Origin of the sequence: Clostridium magnum DSM 2767, assembly GCF_001623875.1 — a bacterium.
In the GTDB taxonomy this organism is placed as follows: Bacteria; Bacillota; Clostridia; order Clostridiales; family Clostridiaceae; genus Clostridium_AM; species Clostridium_AM magnum.
Genome location: NZ_LWAE01000002.1, coordinates 1,056,032 through 1,073,633, shown reverse-complemented (window position 1 = coordinate 1,073,633; position 17,602 = coordinate 1,056,032). Strand labels below are relative to the sequence as shown.

At 31.7% G+C, this 17,602-nt stretch carries 15 protein-coding genes and 1 pseudogene; 2 read left to right on the top strand and 14 right to left on the bottom strand.

What is annotated here, in order from left to right; all coding sequences use genetic code 11:
• Nucleotides 1-31: 31 nt before the first annotated feature.
• Both CLMAG_RS12410 and CLMAG_RS12405 read right to left on the bottom strand, forming a co-directional pair.
• Nucleotides 32-991 carry a methyl-accepting chemotaxis protein gene (locus tag CLMAG_RS12410; RefSeq protein WP_066622498.1) on the bottom strand — a complete coding sequence of 320 codons (960 nt, stop codon included), beginning with the start codon at nucleotides 989-991 and terminating at the stop codon, nucleotides 32-34.
• Nucleotides 992-1,249: 258 nt separating this feature from the next.
• Entirely contained in the window at nucleotides 1,250-2,125 is an 876-nt protein-coding gene (locus tag CLMAG_RS12405; RefSeq protein WP_066622497.1) for a LysR family transcriptional regulator, read from the bottom strand.
• Nucleotides 2,126-2,277: 152 nt separating this feature from the next.
• On the opposite strand from CLMAG_RS12405, the gene CLMAG_RS12400 reads away from it, so the two are divergent.
• Nucleotides 2,278-3,477, top strand: a complete 1,200-nt coding sequence (locus CLMAG_RS12400; protein WP_066622495.1) for an aminotransferase class V-fold PLP-dependent enzyme — start codon at nucleotides 2,278-2,280, stop codon at nucleotides 3,475-3,477.
• Nucleotides 3,478-3,507: 30 nt separating this feature from the next.
• Complete coding sequence (locus CLMAG_RS12395; RefSeq protein WP_242873015.1) at nucleotides 3,508-4,101, top strand: flavin reductase family protein; 594 nt, start codon at nucleotides 3,508-3,510, stop codon at nucleotides 4,099-4,101.
• A 207-nt stretch (nucleotides 4,102-4,308) separates the two neighbouring features.
• Here the strand turns inward: CLMAG_RS12395 and CLMAG_RS12390 are convergent, their stop codons facing one another.
• The 12 genes and pseudogenes from CLMAG_RS12390 to CLMAG_RS12340 form a co-directional block, all read right to left on the bottom strand.
• Nucleotides 4,309-5,856 carry an ASKHA domain-containing protein gene (locus tag CLMAG_RS12390; protein WP_278330415.1) on the bottom strand — a complete coding sequence of 516 codons (1,548 nt, stop codon included), beginning with the start codon at nucleotides 5,854-5,856 and terminating at the stop codon, nucleotides 4,309-4,311.
• A 245-nt stretch (nucleotides 5,857-6,101) separates the two neighbouring features.
• On the bottom strand, nucleotides 6,102-6,308 hold the full coding sequence (locus CLMAG_RS12385; RefSeq protein WP_066622491.1) for a hypothetical protein: 207 nt from the start codon (nucleotides 6,306-6,308) through the stop codon (nucleotides 6,102-6,104).
• Between the two features lie 593 nt (nucleotides 6,309-6,901).
• A complete protein-coding gene (gene asrC / locus CLMAG_RS12380; protein WP_201787651.1) occupies nucleotides 6,902-7,849 on the bottom strand; it encodes a sulfite reductase subunit C in 948 nt (315 codons plus the stop codon).
• A gap of 19 nt (nucleotides 7,850-7,868) precedes the next feature.
• Nucleotides 7,869-8,660 (bottom strand): anaerobic sulfite reductase subunit AsrB, encoded by a 792-nt coding sequence (gene asrB, locus CLMAG_RS12375; protein WP_066622487.1) that lies wholly within the window; start codon nucleotides 8,658-8,660, stop codon nucleotides 7,869-7,871.
• On the bottom strand, nucleotides 8,661-9,662 hold the full coding sequence (gene asrA, locus CLMAG_RS12370) for an anaerobic sulfite reductase subunit AsrA (protein ID WP_066622485.1): 1,002 nt from the start codon (nucleotides 9,660-9,662) through the stop codon (nucleotides 8,661-8,663).
• 127 nt (nucleotides 9,663-9,789) lie between these two features.
• Nucleotides 9,790-11,085, bottom strand: a complete 1,296-nt coding sequence (gene hcp, locus CLMAG_RS12365) for a hydroxylamine reductase (protein WP_082831921.1) — start codon at nucleotides 11,083-11,085, stop codon at nucleotides 9,790-9,792.
• Nucleotides 11,086-11,876: 791 nt separating this feature from the next.
• Nucleotides 11,877-12,464: pseudogene (locus CLMAG_RS12360) on the bottom strand (anaerobic carbon-monoxide dehydrogenase catalytic subunit); the annotation flags it as partial.
• Entirely contained in the window at nucleotides 12,465-12,617 is a 153-nt protein-coding gene (locus CLMAG_RS34320; RefSeq protein ID WP_423231075.1) for a hypothetical protein, read from the bottom strand. It abuts the pseudogene before it with no gap.
• Between the two features lie 592 nt (nucleotides 12,618-13,209).
• Nucleotides 13,210-13,407 (bottom strand): hypothetical protein, encoded by a 198-nt coding sequence (locus CLMAG_RS12355; protein WP_066622477.1) that lies wholly within the window; start codon nucleotides 13,405-13,407, stop codon nucleotides 13,210-13,212.
• Nucleotides 13,408-13,787: 380 nt separating this feature from the next.
• Complete coding sequence (locus tag CLMAG_RS12350) at nucleotides 13,788-14,897, bottom strand: Ger(x)C family spore germination C-terminal domain-containing protein (RefSeq protein WP_066622475.1); 1,110 nt, start codon at nucleotides 14,895-14,897, stop codon at nucleotides 13,788-13,790.
• Complete coding sequence (locus CLMAG_RS12345) at nucleotides 14,884-15,978, bottom strand: GerAB/ArcD/ProY family transporter (protein WP_066622473.1); 1,095 nt, start codon at nucleotides 15,976-15,978, stop codon at nucleotides 14,884-14,886. Before CLMAG_RS12345 ends, CLMAG_RS12350 begins: the two co-directional genes overlap by 14 nt.
• A gap of 43 nt (nucleotides 15,979-16,021) precedes the next feature.
• Nucleotides 16,022-17,509, bottom strand: a complete 1,488-nt coding sequence (locus CLMAG_RS12340) for a spore germination protein (protein ID WP_242873014.1) — start codon at nucleotides 17,507-17,509, stop codon at nucleotides 16,022-16,024.
• Nucleotides 17,510-17,602: the final 93 nt, after the last annotated feature.

Here is a 17,602-nt window from a genome sequence, read left to right as displayed (position 1 = left end):
TAACATATGCATTGTACTAAATTTAATCTTACTATATTACCTTTTTACTATAAGATTCTAATTGTACTTTTGTTTCTTCCAACTGCCTGTCTACAATGCTTGCCTCTTCTATATGATTTATTATAGTTTTTGAGGTTATTTTTAATATTTCATCAACATTCATTATTTCTTTACTCATGTTTTCGATATGGCGTTTTTGATTTATTAAAATCTTCATTACTTCTCTTACTTCCTGCTCAACTTTTGCTATAGAAGATAAACTTTCTTCTATCTTTTCTGTTGCATTTCCTGAAGTATTAACTCCTTTAGCAATAACTTCTTTTGATTTATCAGAATTATTTAAGACAACCTTTGTTTCATTCTCTATACCACCTATTAATACAGAAATATCCTTAGTGCTTTGCTTGGTCATTTCCGCTAGGTTTCTTATTTCGCCTGCAACTATAGCAAAACCTTTTCCATGCTCTCCTGCTCTAGCTGCTTCTATCGATGCATTTAAAGCTAGTATATTTGTTCGATTTGCTATATTTGTTATTAGCTGTATAACTTCATTCACTTTGGAAAATCCTCTTGCCAATTCATTTATGTTTTTAGCATTATTCCTATTCTCATTTTCTAAGGATCTTACTATTTCTACAATTTCTTCAATAGCATTTTTACCTTCATATGATTTCTTAACTGTATCTTTTGTAATTTCTATAAGGTTATTCCCCTCTGAATATAATTTATCTGTTAAGTCATTAGTATTTTCTGTTAAACTAGAAATTTCACTCATATGTACTTTTACTTCATCAGCAAGCTTTTCTAAGACATCATGTTGATCGTCTACCATATGGTGCTGTTTTACAGTCCCAGCTAACAACTTGCTCATCTTTTGAATAAAATCATTAGTTTCATACTGTAATTGTTTTGTCTTCTTTTTTCTTTCTTCATTATCTCTTACTTGCTTATCATCTAAATTTTTAAGTTTCTTATTTTTAAATAAGTTCATTCATTTTTCCCCCAAATTATTCCATATATTAAATATTTTTAAAATTTTCTTAAGAATTATACCTTATATCGTTTTAATACTTGTTTTGCTCACTGTTAACCTGTTCTAATAGCAAAGTTATAATAATGATACTTAAAAAATGTTTGCTACCATATTTTAAATTATTACGCTTAAAAGGAATGTGATTCAAATCACATTCCTCCAAACCTTCAATTATTCGAGATTAACTTAAAGGCAAAACAAAAAGGATGCCTCAGATTATTTTATTAATTCCTCTATAAATGCATCCATTGCAGGTGTCAGCCATTTGTTTTTATGATACAAAACTTGTGTCATCATATTAAAGTCGCAGCCAACCAAATCTAATTTTACTAAATTTCCTTTAGATAGTTCATCTTCTACAGTCATAATAGGCAATAAAGTAATTCCTAGGTTATTCATAACAAAATTTTTAATAGTTTCAATACTTCCTATCTCCAAAGCTAAATGAGGCTGCAAACCTTCTTTATGGAACATTAATTCAAAAACACTTCTGTAGCTGCATCCTTTTTCAGTAAGAATTAATGATTCCTCTGATATATCTCTTAATGTAAGTTTCAATTTGCCTTTTAGTCTATTTAATGGAGATGCTAAAATTGCCATATTTTCTTTATAGCACATACATGAAATTAAATCTGAATCTTTTATCACCTCACCTAAGGTAAAAATCAAATCAACAGCATTATTTTTTAACATGTTTTGTAGGTCAGTGCAAGTGCCTATTTTTATAATTACTTCTACCTCTGGATACTTCATATGAAAATCCTTAAGTAATTCTGGAAGCTTAATTGTACAAAGTGATTCAACAACACCAATTTTTAGTGTTCCTTTTAGAGTGTCTTTATCAACTACTGCCTCTTTAGCTTCATATGCAAGATTTACTATTTTTTCAGCATATTCAAGAAAAATTAAACCCTTCGAGGTTAGTTCCATATTCCGTCCAATCTTTTCAAATAATTTTATTCCGAGTTCTTTTTCCAAAAGTTGAATTTGTGTCGTAATTGTAGATTGAGCATATCCAAGACTCTCTGCTGCCTTTATAAAACTTTTAAATTGAGTAATTTTATAAAATGTTATTAGCTGCCTAAGTTCCATATTAAAACTCCTTGTTTTCACACTTCAATAATATTGAATTAATACTTCAAATAATTCAATTTTACTAATATATAATGTTATGCTATTATAAAATCAATAAAAATTCAAGGGGTTTTTCATTTTATATTGATTGTTAAGGAGTGAATTGAAATTTGGATGAGAATATTTTAAATAACTTAGGCTTTTCAACAAAAGCAATACATGGTGGCAATAAGAAAAATGATGTAGGTTCTGCTGCAACACCGATTTATCAAACATCTACATTTATATTTGACACTGCAGAGCAAGGTGGAAGAATTTTTTCAGGTGATGAAGTCGGATATAGATACACTAGATTTGGAAACCCAACAAATGCAGTGCTAGAAGAAAAGCTTGCATTACTTGAAGGTGCAGAGGCATGCATTTCAGCAGCTTCTGGCCTAGGAGCTATCTCCACTGCATTATGGACAACTTTAAAGGCTGGAGATCATGTAATATCAGGTGAAACAATTTATGGAGATACTTCTGCTTTATTAAATAATGGATTAAAAAAATATGGCGTAGAAATTGATTTTGTGGACATGGCTAACCCAGAGAATGTACGAAAAGCTATGAAAGAAAATACAAGAGTTGTTTATATTGAAACACCAGCTAATCCAACCTTGAAGATTAGTGATATCAAAGCTATATCTAAAATTGCTCATAAAAATAAAGGTTGTATTGTTATGGTTGACAATACTTTTTGCACCCCTTATATACAAAGGCCACTTGAATTAGCAGCTGATGTTGTTTTACATTCCGGAACAAAATTTTTGAATGGCCATGGAGATGTAGTTGCTGGTTTTATTCTTGGTTCAAGGGAATTTATAAATGAAGCTAAACTTGGACTTCAAAAATTAACTGGTGCAATTTTAAGTCCCTTTGATTCATATCTATTAATAAGAGGCTTAAAGACATTACCCATAAGAATGGAAAAACACTGCTCTAATGCAATAGCGGTTGCTGAATTTTTAGAAAAACATCCAGCAATAGATAAAGTATATTATCCTGGCCTTGAGAGTTTTGAACAATATGAACTTTATAAAAGCCAAATGAACTTACCAGGCGCAATAATTGCTTTTGAGCTTATTGGAGGAGTAGACAGCGGACGAGCTTTAATGAATAACTTAAAACTCTGCAGATTAGCTGTAAGCTTAGGAGATACAGAGACCTTAATCCAACACCCCGCTTCTATGAGTCATTCAGTATGTTCAAAAGAAGAAAGATTAGCTGCTGGAATTAAGGATGGATTAGTAAGACTAGCTATAGGTCTTGAAGATGTGGAAGATATAATAGATGATTTAAAACAAGCCTTAGATTTGTTAGTAAAATAATTTTAAACTTTGACTAAATAAAATATGTAATTGGAACCTAAGGAGGAATGTAAAATCAAAAAGATAAATGTTGACTATAGCAAATTGTATTATGGATTCCCTGTTATTCTTATAAGCTTTTATGATAAGGATGGAAATCCAAATGTAACTACACTTTCATCATCATTCACACTTATGGATATGGTTGTTTTGGGCTTTAGCCGAAAAGGATATGCAATTAATCAGATTAAAGAAGTTAAAGATTTTGTAATTAATATACCGGACAATTCACTCATGAAAGAAATAGATTTTTGTGGTGCTAATTCTGGATATGAGTGCAAAAAATTTGATATGGTTAATTTAACACCTGTTAAATCAAAACTAGTGAATGCGCCGATTATTGAAGAATGTCCTATTGCCATTGAGTGTACTTTAACAGATGTGATAGAAAGAGATTACTATAGAGGTATTACTAACATCTTAGCTAATATTAAGGGCAGATGTATTTCAAAAGAATATTTAGATGCTGATGGTCAGCTAAAATACTCAGCAGTTGATAATGTTTTATATGTTGGAGATGATAAAAAGAAGGTATACAGATATACTCAAAGCAAGGTATCAGATGATGCACAATCTTTCTTATAAAATACTAAAATATATTTACAAATAATTTAATGACAAATGAATTCTGAGAAAGCTACCTAATTGGTTATAAAGATTAAACAAATGAAGAGCCAGGAATAAAAAATTATCCTTGGCTCTTCACTACTAATAATTTATTTTTTGACTTCTAACTTATTGCAGCTTATAAACAAGATGAATTGTTAGCCTATAAATTTAGCAAGGTCAGCGTTAACATCTCCTGCGTTTTATATTTTCCATAACAGTTGGGTATAATGTAAAATCAGTATGTGGTAAGAATTTAGCTGCAGACATTTTTGATATGAAATCTTTAGCTTCTCCCAGCTGCAGGTAAACTATATTATTAACTATACTTTCGACTGCTAATAATTCTTCGGCATCTTTGAGTAGCATGCAAGCTCCTTTCAGTGAACCATTGCCTACTTGAATAAATCGTTCTCTAGGTAGGTCCGGATATAGACCAATAGTAATTGCAGATTCTAGATTAATATAAGTACCAAAAGCTCCTGCCATATATATCCGATTTATCTCTTGAGGTCCAATTCCTAGTTCATCTAATAAAAATTCTACCATGGTGTTTGCCGCAGCTTTTGTATCCATGAAACTTAAAATATCTGTTTGGCTGAATAAAAGCTCTTCACCGGAACCGGACTCATTTTCCCATGCATATATTACTACATATTCTCCTTCTCTTAAAAGGATACGGTCTGATTTGCCAGGAACAAATCTACCTGAGTGATCAATCCAACCCTCAAGAAGCATCTCAGCTAGAAGATCAACAATTCCTGAACCGCATATACCTATTGGTTTTGCATTCTCTATAGTGGTAATGATCATCTCATTGTTAACAATTCTAACGGAATCTACAGCTCCCCTACTAGCTCTCATGCCTTGTTTGCTTATACCGCCTTCAAGAGCTGGTCCCGCGGCTCCTGCTACTCCAATCATAAATTCATTATTCCCCAAAATCATTTCACCATTTGTCCCAATATCCATGTACAAAGACAATTCACTTTCTTTATGAATCTGAGTAGTTAACAATCCGCTGATGATATCTCCCCCAAGATAATTAGCTACAGAAGGAAAGCAATAAACCAATCCCCTAAAAGGCAGTCCAATATCTCTCCCTGAAATAAAGTCGCATCTGTTGAAAGAAGGAGTATATGGTGTATAGAATATAAACCATGGATCAATACCAAACAGAAAATGGATCATTGTTGTATTTCCCCCAATGATCAAAGCTCCACATTCTGATGGGGAAATTCCTGTAAAGGAATGAATCTTATCCATAAGTTCCCTAAAATTATTCAGTGTAGCTTGCTGGATTTCCTTTAAATGCTCTTCGTTATCCTTCACATAAAAGATTCTGCTGAGTATATCTGCGCCATAGGTGGCTTGATGATTTAATATGCTTTCTTCACATAGTACATTTCCAGAGTTTAGATCAACTAATTGCATGACAACAGTTGTGCTTCCAAGATCCGCCGCATAGGCAAAATTCTTATCTGTAGTATTTCCAGTTTCTATTATAATAATTTCCCAACAATAACCATTTTGAACCATTGTGACAGTTAGTTTCCAGTCAAAATTTCTTAACAGCTTGTAATAAGATTTTAATGTAGAAATAGAAATATATACATTCCCGTATTTGGGTTTTAATGCCTTCACAATTCTATCCTTATCAGCCACTGTATCGCCAACCTCTGGTGGTTTCAATTCAAGGTATTCTTTTTTACATATTGGTTTCATTATTATCATTCTCCTTAGATTTTGTTCATTATTCAAAAAACATCTTTCACAGAATACAGGTGACAGCTCATGAGTTGAAAATTTAATAAAAAACTAGTATTAAATTCAGAGTTCCTGGGTTTTCCTCTCTATCAAACATTACTCACACAACATATGTCGTGTTAGGAAACATATTCCCATTTCAAAATAAATCGTTCAATTTACTAGAATTGTCGCCTTATATGCGGATTGTATTTGTAATATTTTGGCAAACGTTATTGTATACATTTTACCCTATAAACAAAATTCATACCTTTTAGTAAATCAGTACTTTCATAAAATTCTTTTAAGTCAATTATTTCATTAACTAAATCATCTTTCTCAAATTTTTTTAGAGTATTCTTTACGCCTTTACCAAGCTGACTTTCAAAGTTTAATTTATCAAGTAATTCTTCACTTATACCATAAAGACTAAACTTCAAACTAACATCCTCTCTCTTTATGGTGGCTTCTGTTATTATAAGTCCATATATCAAAGATTTTTTGTTTTAAATATTAATTTACTATCGCCATTTGTGCAAACCTCTAATTCCAAAAAACATAGAGGTTTGTATGTCCAATATAAAAATCAATAAATCCAAGCTTTAAATCTTAAAATTCCCCACTCACTTTTTTTCAGTCAGAACCACCCATGAAATGGGTGGCTTGTTCTGAGGCAGCAAGTCTTGTTTCTCTAGCTAGCGTCTAAAGGCGCTGGCTTTCACTTTGTTCAAGCCTTGGTGCATATGCTTTAATCAAACTCTTGATGTAAATTCAAAAATCTGATTTAGATAGCATTAAGTTCTGAACTGCAGTATTGAATTTTACTACTTTTATGTTTACAGGTAACTTTCGTATTTTTTCAAAAGCTGAATGTAATATCTAAACTTAAGCTATTTTCTTGCTATGTTTTTTTGATGGTATAACCCTTTGTCCTCCACCCGCAAAGCAGGTGGTTTAATGTTTCGCTATCGCTCAACAGGCTAAAGCCCATAATTAAAAAACGGGCGTTAGTGGCCGTTCCTTAAATCGGCTATTACCAATAAATATTATCTTTTATCTCAACTTTATTTCCTAGGCTTACATCTTTTAATGCCCATTTCTTGTATTCTTGATATCCAGTTCTGTCTATAATGTATCCAATATGCTCTTTACCTAACGGCGCATCTTTATCAATATACTCTTCTATAAAATCATAAGTGTTTAATACAATTTTTATTATACTCTCTTCATCTATCCACTTAGCAAAGTCTTGAGCTAGTCTTGGGTTTTTCTTTCCTGTTCTTCCCATCATAACTAGCTTAAAGTATTTTTCATCACTTCTTGTCCATGCGCCTGTTGGGCATTTTCCAACGCATTCTCCACAGCCAATACACTTATCATGGTCTCTTACAACCTTAAAATTTTCAAAAGATAATGCTCCTGTAGATCTCTTCTTACAGTTCTTAACACAGGCTTGACACCCTATACATCTGTAACTGTCATATTGCGGTTCAGTCATTCCTATAATTCCAAAGTCTTGCATTCTAGTTTTTATACAATCATTTGGACATCCTGTAAAAGCAATTTTCACATGACGATCATTAGGAAAAATTGCTTTTTCCATTTTCTTTGCAAAAGCAGATGTATTATAATTGGCAAAAGGACAGACATTATTTCCTATACAAGCTGACACATTTCTTGTACCAGATGCAGGATAACCTGTATTTGGATCTACTTGGTTTATTTCTAAACCTTCTACTACAGATTGTATTAATTCATTTATCTTAGGAATATTTCTCATATCTATTCCTGGTATTTCAAAGCCCTGTCTGGTAGTTATATGAACAGTTCCATTTCCATATTCTTCAGCAACCTTTTGTAATACTTCAAAGTGCTTTGCTTCCATATGGCCACCAGGAACTCTTATTCTTATTGCAGTTTTTCCTCTTTCCTTTGTCACTCTAAATGCATTCTTTTTCAACTTTTTTGTATTAATATCTATAGACATACTTTTCCCCCCTTTAATCCATTAAATGTTTAGCCTTAGTATAGTTAAACACTGGTCCTTCTAAACAGATATAAGTATCATCCATTTTACAGTGTCCACACTTACCTACGCCGCAGCACATTTTTCTCTCATAGGAAACCCAAATATTTTCTTCCTTGATTCCTCTTTTAAGAAACTCAGCTATAGTGAATTTTATCATTATTGGAGGACCAACAGCTACCACTTGTGCTTCTTCTATATTTTCAATTTTTAAATCTTTAATATAAGTAGTAATCAAGCCAACATTACCAGTATATCCTTCTTCAGCTTTATCTACAGTTACTGTAACATTTACATTGTCACTCCATTTTTTTAGGGATTCTTTGAACAGTATATCATCTGGTGATTTAAATCCAACTAAAAGATCTAAGTTCTTAACTTCATCTCTGTGAGCTGAAAAATAATCTACAATTCCTTTAACTGGAGCTAGTCCAGTTCCACCTGCGGCTACAATAACTTCTTTTCCCTTATATATATTTACATCAAATCCATTTCCATAAGGTCCTCTCATGAAAAGTGTATCTCCTGGGAAGAAAGTATGAATAACATCTGTAACTACCCCGACACGTCTGATTGTTAAATCTATATATCCTTCTCCTATTTCACAGACAGATATTGGAGCTTCTCCGTATTTAGGTATAGAAACCTCAAAGAATTGGCCAGGCTTTACATCACCTGTGAATTCCATTCTGAAGGTATAATCAATATCTGTATGGGTCGTAATACTAATTATCTTACTAGCCTTTGGTAAATATATATTCTCCATTTACTTCACCTCTTCTATATCGTTGTTTAATTTATTTATACAATTTGAAAGTGAGATATACTCTGGACAGGCATCATCACATCTTCCACAACCTACACACATGTGATATCCAAATCTCTTTTTAAAGTCATAAATCTTATGCATAACTTTAAATCTCATTCTTTCACCTTGATCTTTTCTAAAGCTATGTCCGCCAGCCATATCTGTAAATCCATCCACTTGACATGAAGCCCAGACTCTTCTTCTTTCTCCAGTCTTTTCGTTATCCTTGTAGAATATATCCTGCATTGTAAAGCAAGCACAGGTTCCACAGACTGTGTTACATCTACCACAAGCTATACATCTTTGTGAATACTCTTTCCATCCACTCCAATTAAATACACTTGTATCTAGATTTTCAGGAACTTTCACTTCTTTTTCGTTAGTTTCTACGAATTTTGGACTTACTTCAGACTTTTCAGAAGCCTCAAAATATCCTTTAAAGCTTTCATCTTTACATTCAACAAAAACTTGTCCATCTACTACTTTTACAAATAGATCATATTCTTCTGTTTTGTTACTTTCCATACTTACACAGAAACAGTTTTCAAAGCTGTTTTCGCACTCCATAAGTACAAATTTAACTCTTTCTCTTAATCTCTTGTAATATGGATCTTCAGCACCATTCTTTAAATATATTTGATCCAATCTCTTAACAGCATGTATATCACAACTTCTTAAGAATATTAATGCTTTTTTATCATCTACTTTAGATTCTGTTACACTATCTTCTGTAAAGTAGAATATAGTTTGTGTAATTGGAAGTATGACTTCCTTTAGTGAAAAATTAGACTTCTTATTAAATTCTATTTCCTCAACCTTATTAACTTGTCCATACCTAACAGTATCTGTATCTGAGAAGGTACCCTTACCTTTTAAAAGTATAGGAGCATAAACCTTATACTCATCTCCTATTGCGGTTAAAAAATCATTAAACTTTTCTGAGTTTAACTTATATCCCATCTTAATCCTCCTTATGCTACTTTATTTTCATTATCATTAATACGAAAACAGGCCACATTCTGGAATCAATATCCATTATGTGGCTCTTTCTTAGTTCATTAGTAGTTGATGAACATTACCAGTATTATTATTGGTTCATGAATTTAGCAAGGTCAGCCTTGGCATCACCACTTATTAATTGAAGGTTAAAGTTATCTTGTAATACCTTTAATACTCCAGGGGTTATAAATTTAGGTGCACTTGGTCCTACATGGATGTTCTTAACTCCCAGGCTAAATAGTCCAAGAAGGATTGCAACGGCCTTTTGCTCGAACCATGATAAAACTATGCTAAGTGGTAGTTCATTTACTGTGCATCCGAAAGCTTCTGCTAAAGCTAAAGCTATCTTAACTGCTGAACCTGAATTGTTACATTGTCCAAGGTCGATAAATCTTGGAATATCTGTTCCAGGTACTGTTCCGTAATCAACATCATTAAATCTGAACTTTCCACAAGATGTTGTTAAAAGTACTGCTTCCTTTGGAAGTGCTAGAGCTAAATCTCTGAAGTATTCTCTTCCCTTTGTTGGAGCATCACAACCAGCTATAAGAAAGAATCTCTTTATTTTTCCAGATTTAACTGCTTCTATTATTTCTGGCGCTATGTTTAGAACTGTACTGTGATGGAAACCTGTTGTAAGCGTTTTATCTGAATCTTTGTTAACAACCTTTAATGACAATGCTTTTTCTATGATTGGGCTAAAGTCATCGTTAATTATCTTTGGAACACCTTGAAGACCTGCAGTTCCATAAGTCCAGAATCTATCTCCATAAGTTCCTGTAGTTATTGGCATTAAGCAGTTTGTTGTTCCAAGTATTGCTCCTGGGAACTCTTCAAATAACTTTCTTTGATCATACCATGCTTTACCTACATTACCCTTTAAGTGAGTGTATTTCTTAAGTTCTGGGTATCCGTGAGCTGGAAGCATTTCTGAGTGAGTATATATGTTAATTCCTTTACCTTCTGTTTGCTTTAATAATTCTTCTAAAGCATAAAGATTATGTCCTGTTACTAATATACAATGTCCTTCTACTTTATCTTGGGATATTGTAACTGGAGTTGGAACACCTAATTTTGCAGTATGAGCTCTATCAAGCACGTCCATTATTTTAACTGCTGCAGTACCAACTTTTAAAGCCATTCCTATATTTTCTTCTAAACTAAAGTTTGAATTTGTAAGTGTTGTGTATAAAGCTTCTTGAGTAATGCTGTTTACTTCCTCATCAGAAACCCCAAGCTCTTTTGCATGAACTGCATAAGCAGCTACACCTTTAAGCCCTAATATCATGATATCTTGTAAACTTGCTATATCAGGATTTTTACCACATACTCCAAACTTAGTACAACCTGTAATTGGGGTTTGCTCGCATTGGTAACAAAACATTGCATTTGGTTCACAAGCATTTACTTCATTGTTTTTTGATAATCCAAACATACATCATCTCTCCTTTTAAATTAGTACTATTTCCATGTAATCAAGATTCTGGATTTACTTTTCGTTCCTTTTACTACGTAGTCTTAGTACATTAAATATAGCTACATAATATCATAAATAATTGAATTGATTTGGTAACATTTGTTATATGACATTATTACTAAGTTAAGTATTATATTCTACAAGTGACTACAAATTTCCTTTATATCTGTAAAAAAATTCTATTATATTTAATAATATATATAACAGCAATTATTTATAACACTCACTAATAAGGTTTAATATCACTAAACTTAGATTTATTGAATATGGGGTACAGCAACGATTTACACGTGTAAAAACAGTCATGCTACATTATCTACCATTTATATGTCTTATAACTGTTGCTCCGTAAAAGAAGATTACGTCATATGCTATATGTATGTAAGATTATATATCTTAAAACCACAACTTCTTAAAGTGGGTAAAAACAAATATAAATGTCAACAATTTATTTTAGTATGGATTTTTAGATAATATTAGTACTATTCCATTATTATATTTAAGCTAAACCATATATTTTATAGGTGATAATAAATAATAACTGCTTAAGTATTAAAATGCTATTTACACAATGTAATAATCAAACAAGCTTAGAACAAAAAGAGTTTACAGTTAAAAATTTGCTGCAAACTCTTCTTTATCATCAATAATTTTATATCATGACTAGTTGCCCTAACTAAAGTGAAGTAAACTTCACTTTACTTTGTTTGTTTAAGTGAACTCTTTAAATCATCCTCTGGTGTACTTATTGGTTTTATATCAAAGGTATCTACTAGATACTGTAATACATTTGGAGATATAAAGGCTGGTAAAGTTGGTCCTAAGTACATTCCTTTTATTCCAAGTGATAAGAGTGGTAATAAATCAGCAACAGCCTTCTGCTCATACCAAAAAAGTACAATGGTAAGTGATAAAGAATTAACATCTGTATTAAAGGCATCTACTAGTGCTGTAGCAATTCTAACTGCTGAATAGGCATCATTACATTGACCTACGTCTAATAGTCTTGGTAATCCAGCTACTGTTCCAAAGTCTAATTTATTAAATCTGTACTTTCCACAAGCTAAAGTAAGAATAACACAATCCTCTGGAACCATTTTAGCAAAATCAGTATAATAACTTCTTCCTGGTCTAGCTCCGTCACAACCTCCTATTAAGAAGAAATGTCTTAGCTTTCCTTCCTTAACTCTATTTCCAATAGCTTCAGCATGAGATAAAGTTGCGTGATGACCAAAGCCAACTAGAATTTCTTTCTCTTCTTCATCTTCTTTAAATCCGCCTAAGTCTTAAGATTTTAATGTAGAAATAGAAATATATACATTCCCGTATTTGGGTTTTAATGCCTTCACAATTTTATCCTTATCAGCCACTGTATCGCCAACCTCGGGTGGTTTCAATTCAAGGTATTCTTTTTTACATATTGGTTGCATTATTATCATTCTCCTTAGATTTTGTTCATTATTCAAAAAACATCTTTCACAGAATATAGTTAACAGCTCATGAGTTGAAACTTTAATGTATACTACTAATATAATCATCCTGATTTTAACGAATCATTGTATTGACATATATTGTAGTAACGACTTCAAACCTACAAACAACTGGTTCGTCTTATATGATTTTAAATAATTTTAAAACACCTCAAAACCATGTTATTTAGCCATTTTACCTTTTAACTTTTCCTAAATATTACCCATTTATTTCAAACTATAAGGAGCAAAAGTACTATAAGAGTATTCGACTTCTTGCTGGCTTTTACCTTCCTTACTTCTTGAGTTTGTACTGCATACTTTTCATTTGAAAAGACCAGTCAGGACCTCCTAGAGTTTCCTCATATTCTCAATATTTAGCTAGGTAGGATATCTGAACCCGGATGTGTTTATTTGCACTCGCATTAACGCACAAATAACTGTTGCTTTCCACGTACGTGAACGTTTCTGCCACATCATCCAACCGATTTTCGAAGCTCAATACCATTCACTGCTAGGTTACCACCCAGTCAATTCTACCTCGCTAGCTTTCTGTCTACGCTTAAAATGTTACGTTACCGCAACACCTCCAAGACTCGATACAAGGCGATTTGGTAAACCTTACCTTGACAGGAGTTCCACCTGCTAGAATATGCGCCCTGTCGGGACGCACCGCGTATCTCGGCTGTACCCCTATTGCACCTAATGATGATACTACAATAGCTAAAGATGCAATTAATTTAACACTTCTTTTTAACATTTTCAATTACCTCCTAAATTTAATCCTTTATATGTACAATAAATAATTAACTAAGTTTATATATAAATGCTAAATATGAAGTATTACAGTTTAATGTCATCTTTATGGATACTTTGTTAATATTGTAAAGCTGATTAATGAATTCTTTTTCTAAATAATAATCTTAATCATTCGATAACACGTAGATACGATTATTAAGTCATAATAGAAACAATCCTATATGTAAGATCACCAATCAAAGTAAAAAAGAGCAGAAATTTCTGCTCTTGAAATCTCGTTCTTATTTACCAATATGCAAATATCGTAGATTCATGATTAATATACCATAGGAGTATTATGTTTAAATCATCGATACATTTATATTGGTGTTTTTATATAACCTAATAATCCCCTCTACCATGAAGATTAACATGCATCGACACATTTACCGTTATATTAGAATTTACTATCACTTTATTCCAATCCTCTCCAGTTCTTCTGCCAGTTGTAGCTGCAGCCACCCTTCCTAGTTCCAGACAGTCAACCTTATATCCATACTTCATTTTTTCTATAAAATCATTGCACATTTTTTCAACTTCAAGAGCCATATCTTTTTCAAATTTTTCCATTTGAGGTAAATCCGTTATCATATCTTTATACATTTCATTTGAAATGGGCTCTCCTTTTATATTTAGATCAATAAAGAAATTATATTTACCATCTATTACTTTACATCTTACTTTTCGCATGGAGGTTGCATAAAAGTTTACATATTCCTTTGGGCTTTTTTGTATTGTAAGCAAACCTTTTACATCATCATACCTTAGTAAATTTGCTATTTTTGTATTTTTCATATCAAGCTTAGCTGCTAATTTATCTTTATTAAATATAACAGAACCAGCAATTTCCGGTCCAGATTCTTTAAGCTCAATGTATGGCAATATTAGATTTCTTCCTTCTGCCCCTACTCGTACAAATACATTTGTTGCGTCATAATCCACTGAAAAAAAATTATAGTATTTTGAAGAATTAATTAGTGCTTCTATGTACTCCAAGGAAGTAGAATATCCTTGAGCGTTATATTGTAAGTATGGAAGGGTTTCACCTTTGCATACAACAAATATACAAATATCATTTAATTGACTATCTTTATAGAGAAGATTTAATATAGGCTTAATTCCATAAGAGGCCACTTTGTCACTTAGTATATAACATTTTTCATGACCACTAACTTCTTTTTTATCTAATCTATTTGCTCTATCTTCTCTAGTTTCTCCAACAGTGCTGGCTGTTCCAATTAGTATCTTATTAGAGACTGGTTTATTTTCTTCAAAAATATACACGACATTAGGTATTCTATATATGACATTTCCTCCTGAGGTTTTTTCTATATCAAAACCGCCACCAGCTTTAACACTTAGATCCTCTATAGGAACACGATTTAAGTCTAACCCTAAAAAAATAAATGTAAAAAAAATAACTATTAGAGCAAAAAGATTAGTTTTTTTCATTTTTTTCACCTTTCTTAAAGAATATTAGTAGAGCTATTAAAGATATGTATGTAAATGTGAAAATTATATATTTAGGAAAAATGATTTCTATATAGTGTCTCCTTATTGTCTCATTTGGTAGTTTTATAATAAAATAAACTATAACACAATAAATTATGGCAATTAATCGTATTTTAGGAACCTTTTTAAAAAAATCAGTTAGTACGATAAGTGATGCATAACAATAGTTAGATGCTAGTTTTAAAGACATTAAAATCCACATAAATATAAATACAAATCTAAAATTAATTATAGGACTTATACTAAAGCTTTCGGTGACTGCGGTAAAGGACCATAAGTTTTTTGGAATTATATCTACACCATAATAAAATATAGTTATAAAGGTTACATAGACATACGTAATAATTATGATCATTGTATATTTTAAAACGGCAACATTTACTTTATTGGAATCATTTATGGAAGGATATATTAAAAAAATAGCTTCAACACCGCCATAGGAAAATATTGATTCCTTTACACTTTTCAGTATATTCCATAAACTACTTTGAAACATAGGGCGAATATTTAAAATGCTTCCTTTATGTATTGCTCCTATGGAAGATAAAATTAAAAGTATTTGTATGTAAAATAAAAACTCATTTATTTTTCCCAAAGTCTTTAAGCCTTTATAGGAAGCATATGAAGCAATAAAAACTGTGCAAAAGGCAACTTTTTCAGGAGCTAAAAAGTCAATAGCATAAACTCTGCTTAAACTGCTAAAACCTGAAGCAATGAAAATAAAATTGGTTGCAAAGAATGTTAAAAATATAAAATTAAATATACTTCCAATAAAATTCCCATAAAATCTTTTACTTAAAATTAATATGTTATCCTTTGGAAATTTATTGCTTATATAAATTGCTATTAAAGACATATATAGAGGATATATTCCGCCTAATGCAGCAGATATCCATGCATCTTGATAGGCATCCTTTACAAGAGAGTTTGGTAAAGATAAAATACCTACTCCCATAGTATATCCAATCAATACACACATTACTTGATTAGGAGTTAATAAATCCATTACATTTTTATTCATATGCTTCACTCTTTCTTGTATAACTTATTTAAAAGGTGTTTAATTACTTTTTTGATTCTTTATTCCATGAACTTCTAAAATCTGTTTGTCTTATTGGATTAATATTGGGAGTATTTTCAGGTCTTTTATTGAATTTCCATAGAGGAGCCCGTATAAAAATATCTTTCATATAATTCTTTTTAAATTCTAGATAAGGTGCTCCAAAGCTATCTAATGAAAATAGATGAATCATCAGTGCAAACAATACCATGGATACACCATATATACCCAAAATGTTTGCACTTATCAGCATTGGATACTGTAAAATTCTTATTGCAGAGGCCATATCATAATTTGGTATCAAAAAGCTGGACACTATTGCTACTCCTATAACGAAAAGAGTAGAGGGACTTACTATTTTTGCTTTAAGTGCAGCATCACCTATAATAATTCCACCTATAACACTTATAGTCTGACCTATCTTCCCTGGAAGCCTTAATCCACCTTCTCTCAAAAACTCTCCTATTATTTGCATTGAAACTATTTCAGCAAAGGGTGTAAAAGCTATCCCTGTTCTTGATTCAATTATGGGTGTTAGAAATTTTATTGGTATAAGTTCTGCATTAAACTTCAATAAAATTAAATATAATGATGGTAGAAATAATACAATACAGGCAGCAAGAAATCTAAGAATCCTTATAAAGGAGGATACTATAGTTCTTTCATAGTAATCTCCTACTGCTTGAAAAAATTCCATTAATCCAGTAGGAACGGTTATTAAGGTAGGAGTCCCTTCAATAGTAACAGCAACTTTACCCGCCATAAGATGTGCTTCAATCACGTCCGGTCTTTCTGTAGTATAGACCTGAGGAAACATAGAATAGGCATGTTTTTCAATATATTGCTGTAGCATACCAATAGATATTACTTCATCTACATTTATAGAATTAATTCTATCTTTTAATTGATTAACTATATCAGGATCTGCTATATCCTGAATATATAAAATTGCCCCATCTGTCTGCGAACGTACTCCAGTTCTAAATTTTTCGATTGCCAAGTTCTTATCTGGTATTCTTCTTCGCAGTATACTTATATTTACCTCAATATCTTCTATAAAGCCCTCTCTAGAGCCTCTAATTGTAACTTCATTTCTAGGTTCTTCTACTGCACGCTGAGGTAGCTTAGCTGTATCTAATAATATTGCGTCTGAAAGTCCATTTATTAAAAGAGCTGTTTTTCCTCTTGGCAATGCACATACAATGTTATTAATATCAGACTCTAATTCTGTATTAGTTACAGAAATATATCTTTTGCATATGTAGTCTGCTAAGTTTGAATGATTATTTAGATTTTCATGTATTTGAAACATTAAAGGCTGTAAAAGGTCATCATTAATAATTTTGTTATCAACCAATCCGCTAATATATATAATGACAGCCTCTAAAGGTTGTTCACTTCCAATTAAAATATTTTTTACTACTATAGGGTTTTTGGGGCCAATGCCATTTTTAATTATGTTTACATTTTCTTGAAGATTTGAGGTTTCCACATTATACACATCCTTGCATGTAGTATTTTGTTTATGGAATGAAAAAATTCGTTATATTATATTATTTCACATTATTTTTTATAGTATTCCTTT

Excerpts from the sequence above, each read along its gene's own strand:
- CLMAG_RS12350 (WP_066622475.1), bottom strand. The coding sequence starts at position 14,897 with ATGAAAAAAACTAATCTTTTTGCTCTAATAGTTATTTTTTTTACATTT.
- CLMAG_RS12355 (WP_066622477.1), bottom strand. The coding sequence starts at position 13,407 with ATGTTAAAAAGAAGTGTTAAATTAATTGCATCTTTAGCTATTGTAGTA.
- CLMAG_RS12390 (WP_278330415.1), bottom strand. The coding sequence starts at position 5,856 with ATGATAATAATGAAACCAATATGTAAAAAAGAATACCTTGAATTGAAA.
- hcp (WP_082831921.1), bottom strand. The coding sequence starts at position 11,085 with ATGTTTTGTTACCAATGCGAGCAAACCCCAATTACAGGTTGTACTAAG.
- CLMAG_RS12410 (WP_066622498.1), bottom strand. The coding sequence starts at position 991 with ATGAACTTATTTAAAAATAAGAAACTTAAAAATTTAGATGATAAGCAA.
- asrA (WP_066622485.1), bottom strand. The coding sequence starts at position 9,662 with ATGGGATATAAGTTAAACTCAGAAAAGTTTAATGATTTTTTAACCGCA.
- asrB (WP_066622487.1), bottom strand. The coding sequence starts at position 8,660 with ATGGAGAATATATATTTACCAAAGGCTAGTAAGATAATTAGTATTACG.
- CLMAG_RS12345 (WP_066622473.1), bottom strand. The coding sequence starts at position 15,978 with ATGAATAAAAATGTAATGGATTTATTAACTCCTAATCAAGTAATGTGT.
- CLMAG_RS12405 (WP_066622497.1), bottom strand. The coding sequence starts at position 2,125 with ATGGAACTTAGGCAGCTAATAACATTTTATAAAATTACTCAATTTAAA.
- CLMAG_RS34320 (WP_423231075.1), bottom strand. The coding sequence starts at position 12,617 with ATGATAATAATGCAACCAATATGTAAAAAAGAATACCTTGAATTGAAA.